Origin of the sequence: Nostoc sp. (assembly GCF_036917155.1) — a bacterium.
In the GTDB taxonomy this organism is placed as follows: domain Bacteria; phylum Cyanobacteriota; class Cyanobacteriia; order Cyanobacteriales; family Nostocaceae; genus Nostoc.
Genome location: NZ_JBALDZ010000031.1, coordinates 69,476 through 85,268 on the forward strand (window position 1 = coordinate 69,476; position 15,793 = coordinate 85,268).

The window sequence follows — 15,793 nt, forward strand, 5'->3', positions numbered from 1 at the left end:
CAGAGCAAAGATACGTACTCACTTGCTGTAAGTATCACCAGTATTGAGTTAGTGATTTATGTGAAGAAGGCAGGAGGTTTTCGTCCCTTTTCATTTAAAGTGAGAGTGTCAATATGAGCAAGTTCTGATATAATCAGATATCTTGGGCGATTAGCACAGGGGTAGCGCACATCCTTCACACGGATGGGGTCACTGGTTCAAATCCAGTATCGCCCACTTAAGTTTTTGTACATTCGCAAATTAGCGTCTCTACGCCTACGCTCAAACAGGCGGAAATTGAAGACTTACTCAGTAAAATTACAGAGATTGAATCTGATTTAGAACTATTTGCCAGAGAGCGATCGCATTCTCTTTCCTAATCCCATCGGCGAGTCAGATCCATCACCCAAGAAGGACAAATTCAGGTTAAACCCCAGCTACCAATGGGCATTCTAGGCGTTTATATTCTCCAGCCTGGGAAAATTCGTAATTCGTAATTTTTTTTAGACAATTTTTAATATTAGGTGCGTCAGAGATGAGTGTAGCAGGGATTACTTTAGCAGGCGTTCAGATTGAAGGGAATTTGCTAGCAGCAGATATAACTGCCGAATTGCTGGCAGGTAACGTCAAAGGGCAAGCACCAGAGGATTTTGGTTTTACGAAAACTGACAAGCTAGCAGATGAAATTGCGATCGCTTGGGGTGATGCTAAAGCTTATTGGGCTGCATTTCAACGGCAATTAGACAGGTTAGATGCAGATGATACCGCTACTAGTGTTACCCGCGAACTGTGGGTAGTTCCCTTACTACGCAGTCTCGGATATAACCCTGTTTACACCGCAAAACGAACACCTCCGCCAAAAATTCGGGGTTCGTAAGAACCATGAATTGAACGTAAAACCTTACTTAATATTTTGAAGTCTACATTTTTGACTAATAAATGATAATGATTTTGGAGCACAACCCAGGCAAGGATTTCTATATCTTGATATGTAAAATATTCAAATAATTGATTTAATAATTGCTGACGGCGTTCTTCACTATTTATTCGACATTTATGTTCATAACCAGTTACAGTAATCAAATAAAATTCACTGTTTTCTACTGGATGTGGCGGCGAATGAAGAGGATAACCCTTAGCCAATCTTTCTTGGATAACAATTATTTTTTCTTCTTGGGTAAGTTGTCGATATTTGTACATAAAAGTTATGCTTAAATTTAATGATGTCTACCTACTTTTCCAACAACGACCGCTTTCAACCCATCAATCTGTTTGAGTACGAAAAGCTAGCAAAAGAGCATCTGCCTCAAACGACACTTGATTACTATAGCAGTGGCGCTTGGGACGAAATTACGTTGCGAGATAATCGTGCTGCCTTTGAACGAGTCAAGCTGCGACCTCGAATATTAGTCGATGTGAGCGATCGCAATCTAACTACTTCCATTTTAGGACAACCCTTGCAACTACCTTTGTTAATTGCGCCGATGGCTTTTCAATGTCTAGCCCATCCAGACGGAGAAGTTGCCACAGCCCTTGCTGCCGCATCAGCTGGTGTCGGCATGGTGTTAAGTACAATGGCAACAAAGAGCATTGAAGAAGTGGCGACTGCATGTAATCAGTTTCCAGATTCTCTGCGATGGTTCCAGCTTTACATCCATAAAGACCGAGGATTGACTCGTGCTTTGGTAGAAAAAGCCTATAAAGCAGGCTACAAAGGACTTTGTCTAACTGTAGATGCACCTGTTCTCGGACAGCGTGAGAAAGATAGACGTAATGAGTTTGCCTTACCCCAAGACTTACATCTAGCTAATCTTGCCACTATCTCAGGACTAGATATTTCCCATGAAAAAGGCGAATCTGGGTTATTTACCTATTTTGCCCAACAGCTAAATCCAGCAGTCACTTGGCACGATTTGGAATGGTTACAGTCCTTATCTCCGCTACCTTTAGTCATCAAAGGAGTTTTACGCTCAGATGATGCTGTGCGCGCTGTAGAATATGGAGCCAAAGCAATTGTTGTTTCCAATCATGGCGGTAGACAACTCGATGGTGCGATCGCTTCTTTAGATGCCCTAGCTGAAATAGTAGCAGCAGTGGATGGTAAAGTAGAAGTGCTTTTGGATGGAGGCATTCGTAGGGGTACTGACATTCTTAAAGCTCTGGCATTAGGAGCAAAAGCAGTACTAATCGGACGACCTATTTTGTGGGGACTAGCGGTAGCAGGACAAATCGGTGTATCTCATATCATCTCATTGCTGCAAGATGAGTTAAATGTGGGAATGGCACTTAGCGGCTGTGCCAAACTACAGGATATCGACCCTAGTTTATTGACCCTGCCAAGTCTTAAGCGGGAGAATTATTAAAACTGTTTGTTATTCCAGCAAAACTTTGAGAAATAATTTTCAAACTTGTGACAAAATCACTTAATTAGTGTATAGTGGTTAAGGTTAGATATAAGGGCGGGTGGCGGAATTGGTAGACGCACCACACTCAAAATGTGGCGGCCTTACGGTCATAGGAGTTCGATTCTCCTCCTGCCCACTACCAAGCAAGTGCTAAAGAGGTAAAAAATTTATGCGCCTGAAAAGATGGGAATCTCCCCGGAAAGAAGGTAGGAATGATAAAGGTAGAGGCGGTTCTGCGAGAAAGCGGCAACTCAAAAAACAAAGGCAAATGCTACGGCAAAGACTCAAGGAAAGTAACAAACCAGACAATAACAACAACGAGAGAGCAGGGGGAGATAAGTTTATCTTCCCCTTATTTTTTGGGATTTTATCTAGGAAAAAAATAAAATTTAGGGAAGGGATTTTTCAATACAGAGACTAAATTATACAGCGCTTCTCGCTATTATGCAATACAGTTTTCTCCTTGCCCCTCTCCTAGCATAGCTTTCAGCTTTGAGGATGTACCTCATAGCTGCCGGAAGTGCTGTATCTGTAATAGCTTTGGAAAGTCATAATAAAAAATTATTTTATATTATTTAAAATATACTAAATCTTAATCAAATCTCTTAAGCGCATACTTGCGGATCAAAATCGGTAGACTTGATGTCTGGCATTTTGCCTGGCGATACAAATATTTTGTGTAGCGAACGTTACTCAATAAAGTACATATCTATAGAAATATATCGCAATTATAATGTTTGTGTGAACAAATCAAAAATTAATTATGAAGGAAGTATGAATTTTGTCACACCGCGTCTAAAACTTCTAGCTGAAAACAGTAAGCTAGGACACAGAAGGAAATAATTATAATATTACCGATTGAGTCAAAAGTATATTAAGAAGGCAATTGCATCTCCATGTGTTAATTTCCAACGATGACACAAGCCTACAAAAAGTCAGGAGTCATCCGATGCGAATTATTCAATATTCGGAATGGTCTATGTAATCTATGGATTTTTTTCTTGGACACAGGAGTTATTGATTGTGGCGAGAGTGCTTCTACCTACTAAAAAAGTGCTTGATTTTTCTATTACTGCTTTACGCTTTGACGACCAGATACAAACAATACTGAAGTGGGCGAGTAAGCGTGAGAGTAAAAGTGTATATGTAGCAAATGTACACATGCTCATTGAAGCTCATTGGAATCCAGAGTTTGCTACCATATTGCGAAATGCAGATATAGTTACTCCTGATGGTATGCCTCTCGTATGGATGATGCGAAAAATGGGAGCTATTTACCAAGACAGGGTAGCAGGGATGGATATTTTCTTAGCATTGTGTCAGCTAACTCAAACACAAAATATTAGTATTTTCTTTCTCGGTTCCCAAACAGAAATTCTTTCTAAGATGCGAAAAAGGTTAGAGCAGGAATTTCCGCAGGTGAAGATTGCGGCGATGGAACCTCTACCTTTTCGTCCCTTGACTGAAACTGAAGACGAAGCTTTGGTTCAAAAGATTAATTCTAGTGGTGCCAGCGCCGTCTTAGTGTCTCTGGGATGTCCCAAACAAGAAAATTGGATAGCTCAACATAAGGGCAAGATACAAGCTGTAATGATTGGACTGGGTGGAGTTTTCCCTGTTTATGCAGGAATTTACAAGCGGGCACCCCGCATAGTTAGAGACTTAGGACTTGAATGGCTGTATCGATGTATTCAAGAACCACGCCGCCTTTTCAGTCGCTATGCTAAGACTATTCCACTCTTTATATGGCTGGCTACTAAGCAACTACTATCATCAAGTCGGATTGCAGCAGTCTTCCTTCACGAAACTGGGGAGTGAAGAAAAATAAATGGTGTGTTCCTGGTCAGGAAGAATAGACCTTAAGCCATTATCAAGTGAAGCATATTTTAGATGCAGAGGGAATTGCGATCGCAGAATTTTGTGCTTTAAGCCTAGCATCACCTCTATTTTTATTTTTTAGCTCCTATTTTATAAATAATAAGACTTCCTTCTCTGCGAGACGCTACGCGAACATTTAGCAATTTATTTAACAACTCTTCTAACTGTGATACTTTAGAGCAGAACCCAAAAAGCTCAGATACCCGACTTCTTCAGGAAGTCGGGTATCTTGTATCTTGTCGAGCATAACTAATTTTAAAAATTTTTGAGAAGTGTAGAGACGTGATTAATTACGTCTCTACAAAAACTCTGCAAATCAAGCTAGTAATCTATTCTCTACCCCTTGCTCAGGGAATACCAAAAGAGTTTAGCTTGGTTCTCAAACAACTCATATTTTTCTGCAAAAATGGAATCCACCCCATTTATATTCCTAGAGTTTCTGCAAAAAAATTATGAATTCTTAGTCAATATTTTTCTTCACATTATCTTTCACGTCTTCAATCCCATGACGTACTTCGCTTTCAGCTTGCTTTGCTTTACCCTTTGCTTTATCTTCTGGATCTCCAGTGATATTTCCTAATGCTTCTTGGGCTTTACCTTCAACATTTTTAGCGGCAGCTTTTGCGCGATCTTCAAGGCTCATTTTGTACTCCTGATTTAATGAAAAGTTCATTTCAAAGCTGTATAAATTACTTTGAAATAAATCCTTTATGATTACTTTTACACAGTAGCTTAAAGTTTTTGCTAAAGCCTTCCACCACAAGGCATATTAAACAATTCAAAATTCAAAATTCAAAATTCAAAATGAAGAAAAGTAATTGTAGTAAGCATCCTAGCTGTTAGCTGAATGTAAATTAAAGCCACAAAAGTTTAGTTATCTATGCTCAAAGACATAGAACAAGCAAATATACGAGGCGATTAGAAATCGCGGCTACACAAACCTTCGCCCTTGGCGTTCCCGGAGGGTAGGCTGCCTACGCGGACTCAAAGAATTTGAAACCCACCTCCGTGGGTAAAGTCTCGTATAGCTGCGTTCGCCCTTGGCGTGCCGGAGGCATCATTCCATTGCCAGGGCAAGGTGTGTTTTTACCTACTCAGCACTCTTCATAAAAGTGAGATACTCCCAACAAGTGCAAATATCTTGACCTCTACTTTCGACTCTAGTGACATCTCCCGCCACTGAACGGAGTACCGTTTCAGTGGGGGCTTCCAAGACAATCCGGCTACCGCTTAGGAGGCTCTTGGCTTTTGAGAACGGAATGCCCTACCGCTCTATTCTTTATATTTATCGCTGCATTATGATCGCGGTCAAGACTACACCCACAACCAGGGCAATCATGCCATCTTTCATGCAGTTTTTTGGGAACTTTCACCCCACAACTAGAACAATCTTGACTCGTGGCAGATGCTTTAACTGGGATAACACATAATCCAGCGTTTTCGGCTTTGATTTGTAGTATCGACAGAAAGCTTGACCATCCAGCATCAAGAATAGACTTTGCTAATCGTGTTCGTGCAAGTCCTTTGACGTTCAAATCTTCAACCGCAATAACATCGTATTTTTTCAACAAATTGTTCGCGGTTTTGAAATGGAAATCTTTTCTTTTATCTATTCGTCATCGACCAACGTTTCTGAATAACCTGCGGTTATTGTCGCTTGTTGGTCAATTCCTCATTGCCCACCTTATATCCCGCCACTGACCTGGGTACAGGTTCAGTGGGGGACTTACGGTGTAAAGTTAACTAAAAAACCCAGTTGCTATACGAAACTGGGTTAATAAAGTTATGGGGATATTTTTTTGTTTAATCTAGAAAACCCATCAGGCTTTCAGAATTGTCAATCTCATTTGGTGCTATCGGACGGTTGCCAAATGTGGAATAGCTTTCAGAAATTGCCAATGAGCTTGAGGCAATTGGACGAATCCCAGAGAGATTTATACTTTCAACAACTTGGAATGTATTAGCACCAATTGGGCGAATACCCATTGCGTTATAGGTTTCAACTACTTCCAAGGTACTGATGCTAACGGGACGTACCCCAGCAATTGAGAGTTTTTCAGCAACTTCTAAGTCGCTAGGGCCTATAGGACGAATTCCAGAAATGGCTAGTGTCCCAGAAGCTCCCACTGGCAGTTCAGTAACTTCCTCGACTTTATCTGCATTCAAGCTCTGGTCTTGTTGATTTTCAACTCCCTCTGTAGCTTCCCCTGGAGACTTGGCATACTTTTGCCGAGAACTGGTTGCTTTGCCAGCGTTACTAATAGTCATAAACGAAGACCTCTGGTTTGTTAATTGAATTTTACAATAATTAAGGAAAGATGAAATTTTTTTCCCATATACTCTAGAGTTTAACCTTAATAAACCTCATATAGATATAAGAATCTTTAAAACAGATACATAAGTAAATTTAAATTAATAAGTTTTGTAAAAATTTATTACTAATTTTTTAGTCTAACAAGCCAGCTACAATGGATACAGGGCGGAATCATCACCATGAGATAGGGTATTTACAGCAAAACTGTATGACAGAATTTTGTCTTCAAGCTCCCTTTAGTCCCACAGGCGATCAACCACAAGCGATCGCTAAACTTTCTGCTAGTATCCAATCAGGCAATCGTTACCAAACTTTATTAGGAGCCACTGGAACTGGTAAGACATTTTCGGTAGCAGCAGTTATTGAGAAAATTGGCAAGCCTACTTTAGTTCTGGCGCATAATAAAACCCTCGCTGCCCAGCTTTGTAACGAGTTACGAGATTTCTTTCCCAACAACGCAGTTGAGTACTTTGTTAGCTACTACGATTACTATCAGCCAGAAGCGTATATTCCCGTTACCGATACTTATATTGAAAAAACAGCAGCGATTAATGATGAAATAGATATGTTGCGGCATTCAGCGACGCGATCGCTTTTTGAACGCCGTGATGTCATTGTCGTTGCTTCCATCAGCTGCATCTACGGTTTAGGAATGCCAGCAGAATATCTAAAAGCTGCCATCTCTCTTCAGATAGGTATGGAAGTAAATCAACGCCAAATTTTACGGGATTTGGCAAATGTTCAATATAGTCGCAACGACATCGAAATGGGTCGGGGAAAATTTCGCGTCCGGGGTGATGTCTTAGAAATTGGCCCAGCTTATGAAGACCGAATTATTCGCGTTGAATTTTTTGGTGATGAAATTGACGCAATTCGTTATATTGACCCGGTGACAGGTGAAATTCTCAAAAGCTTGGAAGCGGTAAATATTTACCCTGCACGTCACTTTGTCACCCCAGAAGAACGGTTAGAAGTAGCTTGTCATGACATTGCAGCCGAGTTAAAACAGCAAAAATTAGACTTAGAACAAACTGGGAAATTATTAGAAGCGCAACGTATAGATCAACGTACACGCTATGACCTAGAAATGCTACGCGAAGTAGGTTACTGCAACGGCGTTGAGAACTATTCCCGTCACTTAGCAGGAAGACAAGCTGGAGATCCACCAGAATGTTTAATTGATTATTTTCCGAAAGATTGGCTATTAGTTATCGATGAATCTCACGTTACTGTACCCCAAATTCGTGGGATGTATAACGGCGACCAAGCGAGAAAAAAAGTTTTAATCGATCATGGATTTCGTCTTCCTAGCGCTGCTGATAATCGTCCTTTAAAAGCCGAGGAATTTTGGCAAAAGGTGAATCAATGTATTTTTGTTTCAGCAACTCCCGGAAATTGGGAATTAGAAATTTCTGAAGACCATGTAGTTGAGCAAGTGATTCGACCAACTGGGGTGGTTGATCCAGAAATTTCTGTGCGTCCCACAGAAGGACAAATTGATGATTTGTTAGGAGAAATTAAAGATAGAGCCGATCGTCATGAACGAGTGTTAATTACCACATTAACCAAGCGGATGGCGGAAGATTTAACCGAATATTTGCAAGACCACGGTATCAGGGTACGGTATTTACATTCCGAGATTACTTCTATTGAGCGCATTGAGATTTTGCAGAACTTGCGCGAGGGGAAATTTGATGTTTTGGTTGGTGTGAATTTACTGCGGGAAGGTTTAGATTTACCCGAAGTTTCCTTAGTTGCAATTATGGATGCAGATAAAGAAGGTTTCTTGCGAACCGAGCGTTCCTTAATTCAAACTATTGGTAGAGCCGCGCGTCACGTCCAGGGACAAGCAATTTTGTATGCCGATAACATGACAGGTAGCATGATTAAAGCTATTGATGAAACAGACAGGCGGCGTGGGATTCAAACGGCACATAATCGACTGCACGGAATTACACCGCAACCGATTGTGAAAAAATCAAGTAATGCGATTTTGGCTTTTTTAGATGTATCTCGGCGGTTGAATGCAACTGACTTGAAAGTTGTAGATGAACATCTAGATGAACTGTCATTAGAACAGATTCCCCAATTGATTACTCTGTTAGAAGCGCAGATGAAAGAAGCCGCGAAAAAACTGGAATTTGAAGAGGCGGCAAAATTGCGCGATCGCATCAAACATCTGCGGGATAAAATTCTGGGACATTAGTGCTTTGTTCATTACGGCTTTTGTCCATTAAGGTAAGGGATTTGCGAAAAAATAAAGTACCAGGGGAACTGCTGTTTTCATGCTCACGTCAGCCTAAGAAAGTTCTTTTGGTGCGATTCGTTTAACCGTCCCATAAGCTAAAAACGCTTATGGGACGGTTAACCCAGTCATTGAAACTGGTGATAACTGATTACATTTATGGGTGAACCGCCGTGCGATAAGTCCCATCCCTCAAGTGCTGAGGTGAAAGCATAACCCCCAATACGGTTCGGATAAGGTTTTTTGATGACAAGCCTGATTATTAGACATGTCCAGAAATTAAATATGCTTTACCCATAACCCTTGTAGAGACGTAGCAGTGCTACGTCTCTACATTGTTTTTCGGAGATGTCTATTGTAGAGACGGCGATTTATCGCGTCTCTTGCCTTAACCGAACCGTATTGGCATAACCCCTAGTTCGTTTGGGTAGCAACCAACAGGTTAAAGCGGGGTTAAAAGGTAACTTTTAAGTTGCAAAAGCGAATATTTCAAGCGAGTGAACGAGGCGATGTTAAAGCAGTTCGTAAACTTCAAATAAGAAACAAAAAGGTATTTGTCCTCACTGTGGTTTGTATTTCACAAGTACAGACATTGTAGAAGTTGATCATATTAAACCAACATCATTAGGTGGAAAAGACATCTATGATAACCTACAACTTTTACACAAACATTGTCACGACATAAAGACGGCTCACGACGGTTCTTTAATCAAGAATCACGACAATAACCCGTTTTTGAATCGTACCTATAACAAAGGTGGAAGTATCAAGGAGCCGTGTGAAGCGAAAGTTTCATGCACGGTTCTGAAGGAGAGGTCAGGAGGGCAACTTCCTAATCGACTCTAACTGGACTCTTCAGAAATCCCCGTCGCTTTAGCGCGGGGAAGCTTAAGCGTATTGGTCTATCAATTACGTAAATTTTGTGTAAAGAGCTACAACTAGCTGCTTTTAGCACGGAATATTAAATTTACACTGTCATCTGTTTAACTTTATATATATAGGAGCAATGAATTTGGTATATTTCATCATTTGTCTATACCAAAATCTACGGTATAAAGAGAATAGACCAAACACCTGAGTAAAAGATACTATAATGACGAAAAACTATGTTATTGCTTCTAATTACAGTCAGTTTGGCCAAATTTCGTCAATAAAAACGAAATATGTAGCTTTTCTGTAGTTGACTAGTGCTAGATTTAAGTTACTCTTAAAGCGGATCGCTTCTTGTAAGAATCTACCCTGACAGAAGTGTATAAAGATATAGTTAAATTTAGCAATTCTGTCCGAGATTTTGAATTTGCAAACTGAATAGTTTGATACGGCCCTCAAAACCCCGATCCACTACCCTAAACAAGGTAGTCAATTAACGACTCAATATTATTTGTCTGGTAATTGTAGTGAATAGTTTACAATACCAGTGGATGAGAAAATCTAAAGAAAATATAAAAGAGACTCAAATAACTGTGGTGTCTGGAGGACAAAAGTGTTTCTGAGACTAGCACATCAACATCGACAATTCGTCCAAGACTTGGTAATGAACCTGCAAGCATTGGCGGTTGTACTTGAGCGGCGTGGGTATCCTGCGTCCTGCTACACCTGTGGCGACCAAATGAATAGTGCATCGTTTATGGTTAGCTTGGGTGATAACCATCTAATTCGGTTTTTAGTGTCCGATTACGGGATCACTTGGACGGAAATGCGGGATGACCGCGAATTAATGAAGCTAGAAGGTGCGGAAGCAATTAGCCAATTAGACGAACTGGCTAATCTTGTCAAGAAATCTATGCAAACTGATACAGGCTCTAAAACTCTTGCCAAGAAGTATTAAGGTTCCAAAGATCGATGGCAAGTTAGAAATTGATTATCGGTAACTGGTAATCGGTAATAGTCGCTTAGTTAGCGATCGCTCTTACCATTCTCCATTACCATTAAGTGATTGGCTTGTAGCTTGCCCATCGCAAATTTTTTGTATTTTCCAAAACCTCACAAGCCGGATTTTGAGCCTTTAGCTAGAAGGTGTTAAAACACACCAAAGTCAGAGTTTGGGTAATTGGGCACTCCTATTTTCCCAAAATGCTGACGGTGTTTTGATAAATCTGGCAGTAGCGGCGATATACCTAAAGTCCATTGCCAATCAAAATAAAAAGTGCCCAATAATATGGGTGACTAAAGTTACTAACTGCTGCTACAGGTGCCTTGTGACTGAGAGACTTCCAGTTTCCATTAATCAATGATACTTGAGCTTGTCGTAAAGCTTCAGCTTTAGTCAGCTTATCAGTAGAAAGAATGCCATAAAAAGCACTCATAAGTGCTTGTGTACCACCATCATCCACAGACCACAAAGAGGCGATCGCGGCTCTAGCGCCGGTTAGCTGCATCTGATAGCCAAAGCCCAAGATTTCCTCACCGTATTAAACTCAACGAGGTTGTCACCAACCCCGTTGGTCTTCAAAACCGTGCATGAAAGTTTCCCTTCACACGGCTCCTCAATGGTTTGGTGCTTGTTACATGGTTGATCAGTCTTCTACCCTGGAGACTTTCCGCGAGGTTTGGGTGGTTGGGCTGGAGTACCAATCACTGCAAAAATGCTTCCCATCGCCTGGGCAACCCAACGAGCGGGTCATTTTGTCTGATGACTTTTGCCCTTGGTATTGGGTTATCGAACTGGTGGAGAAACTGGGGCAGTTATGAATAAAGTTAAAAATGATGAGCAAGGAACAAATAACTGGTAAATCTTAACTCATAACTTGTAACTTCTAACTCCTAACTTTATTTTTAACTCCTAACTAAAAAAAATTATGATGGAACTGCTGCAACAAGTACGGGTCATTGATCCGGTTTCTGAAATCGATGAACTCTTTGATGTAGTGATTACTGATGGTTATATCAAAGCAGTAGCTTCGCACATTTCTGACATTAGTCCCGATACTAAAATCAGAGATTGTCAGGGATTAGTTCTGGGGCCTGGGTTGGTGGATTTGTACAGCCACTCTGGGGAGCCTGGTTTTGAAGAACGGGAAACTCTTTCGTCTTTTTTACAAGCTGCTGCTGCTGGCGGCTTTACCAGAGTTAGCATTTTACCCGATACATCCCCAGCTATTGATAACCCTGCACTTGTGGCACAGTTGCAGAAGAGGAGAGGTGGGGGGATGGGGGAGATGGAGAAAATTAATTTGGTTCTCCCTGTTTCTCCTCTCCCCCTGCTTCATATCTGGGGTGCTATCACCCTTGATGTTGCTGGGAAGCAAATGACGGAATTGGCAGATTTAGCGTCGGCTGGAGTTATTGGTTTTACAGATGGTAAGCCGTTAGAAAATTTGGCGTTGGTGCGAGGAGTGTTAGAGTATCTCCAGCCGTTGGGGAAACCAGTAGCATTTTGGCCTAGCGATCGCCAATTAACAGCAAATGGTGTCATGAGAGAAGGGCCAGATGCTCTCCGTTTCGGTTTACCTCCAATACCTGCCAGCGCTGAAACAACTGCGATCGCAGCAATGCTTGAATTGGTTGCAGCAATCGGTACACCAGTCCATATTATGCGCGTTTCCACTGCTCGCAGCGTGGAATTAATCGCCTCAGCTAAGGCGGCTGGTTTACCAATCACCGCCAGCACCACCTGGATGCACCTTTTACTAGATACAAAAGCAGTTAAGAGTTATCACACTAGCTTGCATTTAGACCCACCTTTAGGTAATTCTCGCGATGTGGTGGCGTTGCGTGCAGGAGTACGTACAGGTGTGATTGATGCGATCGCTATTGACCACACACCCTACAGCTACGAAGAAAAAGTCCAAGCCTTTGCCGAAGCACCAGCCGGGGCAATTGGTTTAGAGTTAGCATTACCTTTGCTGTGGCAATATCTCGTTGAAACTGAAGAATTTACAGCTTTAGAATTATGGCGGGCATTGAGTGCCAGTCCAGCAGGGTGTTTAGGGCAGAAAGTAAGTGCGATTCTACCTCATAAAGCAGCGGAACTGACTTTATTTGATCCCCAACAAACCTGGAAAGTCGAACGGAAAAGTCTTTATACACTTTCACAAAATACACCTTGGTTAGGACAACAGTTAAAGGGTCATGTTGTGCAAACTTGGTGTTAAAAATGTAAAATATTCTGACATTGGGGATTGGGGATTGGGGATTGGGGAAGAAAATATGATTAAGATTTGCTTGGGGTCTGAATCCCAATTCAAATCTTACAGCAGTTTTCTTTTACATGACGTACAAAACTATGGGTTTTGAGGCAGGAGGTAGGAGGCAGGAAGTAGAAACTTTTTATTAGCATTATCCTATCGGGTAAGCGAGTTACCCTCTGTCTTTCTGAGTCTCAATGTACCGCTTCACTGCTTCTTCCGAGACTCCGCCAACAGACGAGTAGAACGTGCCATCACTCCACATTCCTGAACCCCAAAAGCGACGTTTTTTAAGGTCTCTGATGTTAAGGGTTCAGTTTCCAAGTGTGCCTTCTGCTTTGTCACAAACAGTGCGAGATAACGCACTTGAGGCTATTAAGTCCACCAAATTTAAAAGCGTTCCCAAGAAAAAACCAACATCAGGATTGAGGTAATACAATCGTCGTAAGCTCCAGCAAAAAGGCACTCGCAGTGCCAAGCGTCGAATGAACGCGATGTCTGGTCGTGAGAAGCGGTTCATGCGGGATACGAATCATTGTGTGAGTAAAAAGCTAGCCAACCAACCCTTAATTGCAGTCTTTGTGCTAGAGGACTTGTCCAGTATTCGCACTCAGCGACGGGGCAAGAAAATGAATAAATGGTTGGGTAGCTGGGCGTTCTATCAGCAAGAGCAGTTTTTGTCCTACAAAGCAGAAGCACTGGGCAAACGAGTAGTCCACCAAGACCCTCGATTCACATCCCAAAAGTGCAATATCTGTAAGCACATTTGCAGGACTTATCGCCATAAGTCTAGATTCCATTGCAAAAACTGTGGACATCGGACACACGCTGACTGGAATGCTGCTAGCAATGTCAGGGATGACTACATTCTCTCCTCTACCCAAGGGACGGAGGAGCAGGCATCAGTCAATATGCCGTATGTTTCAGCCGAGTCTCTCGGTTAGTTACAAGCCCCATCACAACAGTGGGTGGGGCGGTTGACGTCTGAATTTTGATTCCTGCATCTTGTACCTCATCTATTTAAAAATTGCTGTAAGAGTCACCAGAGTACAACCAGTCCCCAATCCCTAGTCCCCAATCCCCAATCCCCAATCCCCAGTCCCCAGTCCCCAATTCAAACTCATAGAATAGAAATAAAGCTTATAATACATTACGCTGATTAAGCAGAATTGCCCATGACCGAAAACGACTCATGATACAGAGCAACTAAATTTATGATGTTGTTGGCGAATTGATAGGGGGTTTAACCCATTAGCCCCAATCCATTGGCAAGTTCTTTAATAAGAGTGCGTTTCAACGCACAGTAGCTCTTAGCCCGCAATTTATTGCAGGGCGGGAAAGCAACGCTAAACTAAGGCTTTAAGGGCGAGGGGTTTAACCCATCATGAATTGACCAACAACATCATTTATTTATGGGGATCATTAATTTTGAATTTTGAATTCGGAGCGAAGCGACGTGACCACTTCTAAACGCCAATACCACATCACTACTTTCGGTTGTCAGATGAATAAAGCTGACTCAGAGCGCATGGCTGGCGTTTTGGAAGAAATGGGCTTTGAGTGGTGCCAAGACCCAAATAATGCAGATGTAATTCTCTACAATACCTGCACAATTCGAGATAATGCGGAACAAAAGGTATATTCTTACCTGGGCAGACAAGCGAAGCGCAAACATGAACAGCCAGATTTAACCCTCATCGTGGCTGGTTGTGTTGCCCAGCAAGAAGGAGAAGCGCTGTTGCGGCGAGTGCCAGAATTAGACTTGGTAATGGGGCCACAACATGCCAACCGTCTTAAAGATTTGCTAGAGTCGGTGTTTGAAGGCAACCAAGTTGTAGCAACTGAGCCAGTTCACATTATTGAAGATATTACCCAGCCGCGACGAGATAGCAAAGTAACTGCTTGGGTAAATGTGATTTACGGCTGTAACGAACGCTGTACCTATTGTGTAGTTCCCAATGTGCGCGGTGTCGAACAATCTCGCACCCCGTTAGCTATCCGGGCTGAAATGGAAGAATTAGGACGGCAAGGTTACAAAGAAATTACTCTACTCGGTCAAAATATTGATGCTTACGGGAGAGATTTACCCGGAGTGACAGCAGAAGGTCGGCATCTGAACAACTTTACAGATTTGCTTTATTACGTCCATGATGTGCCGGGGATTGAAAGGCTAAGATTTGCGACTAGTCACCCCCGTTATTTTACTGAGAGATTAATTCAGGCTTGTGCTGAGTTGCCCAAGGTGTGTAAACACTTCCACATTCCCTTTCAATCTGGGGATAATGAACTTTTAAAGGCGATGGCGCGGGGTTATACCCATGAGAAATATCGCCGGATTATCGATACCATTCGGCGGTATATGCCAGATGCCTCCATTAGTGCTGATGTCATTGTCGGTTTTCCTGGGGAGACAGAAGCACAGTTTGAGAATACCCTCAAACTGGTGGAAGATATTGGCTTTGATATGTTGAATACAGCAGCATATTCACCACGTCCAGGGACACCAGCCGCTTTGTGGGACAATCAGCTTAGTGAAGAAATAAAAAGCGATCGCCTCCAACGGCTCAATCATTTAGGAAACTTGAAAGTAGCAGAGCGATCGCAACGTTACTTTGGACGCATTGAAGAAGTTTTAGTAGAAGACCAAAATCCTAAAGATCAAACCCAGGTAATGGGACGCACTGGTGGTAATCGTTTGACCTTTTTTAGTGGCAACATCAAAGAACTCCAAGGGCAATTAGTGAAGGTAAAAATTACTGAAGTTCGACCTTTTAGCTTGACGGGTGAACCAGTTGCTTTAATGCCAGTTACTCAAAAACTGACTTCCACACTTTGAGCATTAAAT

13 protein-coding genes, 2 tRNA genes and 3 pseudogenes are annotated in these 15,793 nt (G+C 41.9%); 12 read left to right on the plus strand and 6 right to left on the minus strand.

Annotated elements, in window-relative coordinates; genetic code table 11:
• The first annotated feature begins 144 nt into the window (after positions 1-144).
• Together V7K67_RS05380 and V7K67_RS05385 are read left to right on the plus strand one after the other, a co-directional pair.
• Positions 145-216 (plus strand) — tRNA-Val (locus V7K67_RS05380).
• A 298-nt stretch (positions 217-514) separates the two neighbouring features.
• Positions 515-856, plus strand: a complete 342-nt coding sequence (locus V7K67_RS05385; protein ID WP_335165530.1) for a hypothetical protein — start codon at positions 515-517, stop codon at positions 854-856.
• Here V7K67_RS05385 and V7K67_RS05390 read toward each other — a convergent pair.
• Positions 811-1,179 carry a transposase gene (locus V7K67_RS05390; RefSeq protein ID WP_335165532.1) on the minus strand — a complete coding sequence of 123 codons (369 nt, stop codon included), beginning with the start codon at positions 1,177-1,179 and terminating at the stop codon, positions 811-813. The genes V7K67_RS05385 and V7K67_RS05390 overlap by 46 nt on opposite strands.
• Positions 1,180-1,199: 20 nt before the next feature.
• Here V7K67_RS05390 and V7K67_RS05395 point away from each other — a divergent pair, with 20 nt between their 5' ends.
• The 3 genes from V7K67_RS05395 (at position 1,200) to V7K67_RS05410 (ending at position 4,202) form a co-directional block, all read left to right on the plus strand.
• A complete protein-coding gene (locus tag V7K67_RS05395) occupies positions 1,200-2,342 on the plus strand; it encodes an alpha-hydroxy acid oxidase (RefSeq protein WP_442943757.1) in 1,143 nt (380 codons plus the stop codon).
• Between the two features lie 94 nt (positions 2,343-2,436).
• Positions 2,437-2,520: transfer RNA gene (locus tag V7K67_RS05400), tRNA-Leu, on the plus strand.
• An 884-nt stretch (positions 2,521-3,404) separates the two neighbouring features.
• Complete coding sequence (locus V7K67_RS05410) at positions 3,405-4,202, plus strand: WecB/TagA/CpsF family glycosyltransferase (RefSeq protein ID WP_334732941.1); 798 nt, start codon at positions 3,405-3,407, stop codon at positions 4,200-4,202.
• 520 nt (positions 4,203-4,722) lie between these two features.
• Here V7K67_RS05410 and V7K67_RS05415 read toward each other — a convergent pair.
• The 3 genes and pseudogenes from V7K67_RS05415 to V7K67_RS05425 form a co-directional block, all read right to left on the minus strand.
• Positions 4,723-4,905 (minus strand): CsbD family protein, encoded by a 183-nt coding sequence (locus tag V7K67_RS05415; RefSeq protein WP_334705646.1) that lies wholly within the window; start codon positions 4,903-4,905, stop codon positions 4,723-4,725.
• 555 nt (positions 4,906-5,460) lie between these two features.
• Positions 5,461-5,872: pseudogene (locus tag V7K67_RS05420) on the minus strand (RNA-guided endonuclease InsQ/TnpB family protein); the annotation flags it as partial.
• A gap of 193 nt (positions 5,873-6,065) precedes the next feature.
• Positions 6,066-6,530: a hypothetical protein gene (locus V7K67_RS05425; RefSeq protein WP_334705622.1), complete on the minus strand. Its 465-nt coding sequence runs from the start codon at positions 6,528-6,530 to the stop codon at positions 6,066-6,068.
• A 254-nt stretch (positions 6,531-6,784) separates the two neighbouring features.
• On the opposite strand from V7K67_RS05425, the gene uvrB reads away from it, so the two are divergent.
• The 3 genes from uvrB (at position 6,785) to V7K67_RS05440 (ending at position 10,649) form a co-directional block, all read left to right on the plus strand.
• The gene (uvrB, locus tag V7K67_RS05430) at positions 6,785-8,782 is read left to right on the plus strand and encodes an excinuclease ABC subunit UvrB (RefSeq protein ID WP_334732917.1); all 1,998 of its coding nucleotides are present in this window, start codon (positions 6,785-6,787) and stop codon (positions 8,780-8,782) included.
• A gap of 609 nt (positions 8,783-9,391) precedes the next feature.
• The gene (locus tag V7K67_RS05435) at positions 9,392-9,667 is read left to right on the plus strand and encodes an HNH endonuclease (RefSeq protein WP_442943758.1); all 276 of its coding nucleotides are present in this window, start codon (positions 9,392-9,394) and stop codon (positions 9,665-9,667) included.
• Positions 9,668-10,304: 637 nt separating this feature from the next.
• Positions 10,305-10,649: a DUF1815 family protein gene (locus V7K67_RS05440; protein ID WP_334705620.1), complete on the plus strand. Its 345-nt coding sequence runs from the start codon at positions 10,305-10,307 to the stop codon at positions 10,647-10,649.
• Positions 10,650-10,938: 289 nt separating this feature from the next.
• Here V7K67_RS05440 and V7K67_RS05445 read toward each other — a convergent pair.
• Positions 10,939-11,229: pseudogene (locus V7K67_RS05445) on the minus strand (CHAT domain-containing protein); the annotation flags it as partial.
• 52 nt (positions 11,230-11,281) lie between these two features.
• On the opposite strand from V7K67_RS05445, the gene V7K67_RS05450 reads away from it, so the two are divergent.
• Together V7K67_RS05450 and V7K67_RS05455 are read left to right on the plus strand one after the other, a co-directional pair.
• A complete protein-coding gene (locus V7K67_RS05450; protein ID WP_334732916.1) occupies positions 11,282-11,512 on the plus strand; it encodes a hypothetical protein in 231 nt (76 codons plus the stop codon).
• A gap of 107 nt (positions 11,513-11,619) precedes the next feature.
• Complete coding sequence (locus V7K67_RS05455) at positions 11,620-12,915, plus strand: dihydroorotase (RefSeq protein WP_442943759.1); 1,296 nt, start codon at positions 11,620-11,622, stop codon at positions 12,913-12,915.
• Between the two features lie 205 nt (positions 12,916-13,120).
• Here the strand turns inward: V7K67_RS05455 and V7K67_RS34300 are convergent, their stop codons facing one another.
• On the minus strand, positions 13,121-13,252 hold the full coding sequence (locus V7K67_RS34300; protein ID WP_442943764.1) for a transposase: 132 nt from the start codon (positions 13,250-13,252) through the stop codon (positions 13,121-13,123).
• A 148-nt stretch (positions 13,253-13,400) separates the two neighbouring features.
• Here V7K67_RS34300 and V7K67_RS05460 point away from each other — a divergent pair.
• Positions 13,401-13,892: pseudogene (locus tag V7K67_RS05460) on the plus strand (RNA-guided endonuclease TnpB family protein); the annotation flags it as partial.
• 512 nt (positions 13,893-14,404) lie between these two features.
• The gene (gene miaB / locus V7K67_RS05465) at positions 14,405-15,784 is read left to right on the plus strand and encodes a tRNA (N6-isopentenyl adenosine(37)-C2)-methylthiotransferase MiaB (RefSeq protein WP_334732914.1); all 1,380 of its coding nucleotides are present in this window, start codon (positions 14,405-14,407) and stop codon (positions 15,782-15,784) included.
• Positions 15,785-15,793 lie beyond the last annotated feature (9 nt).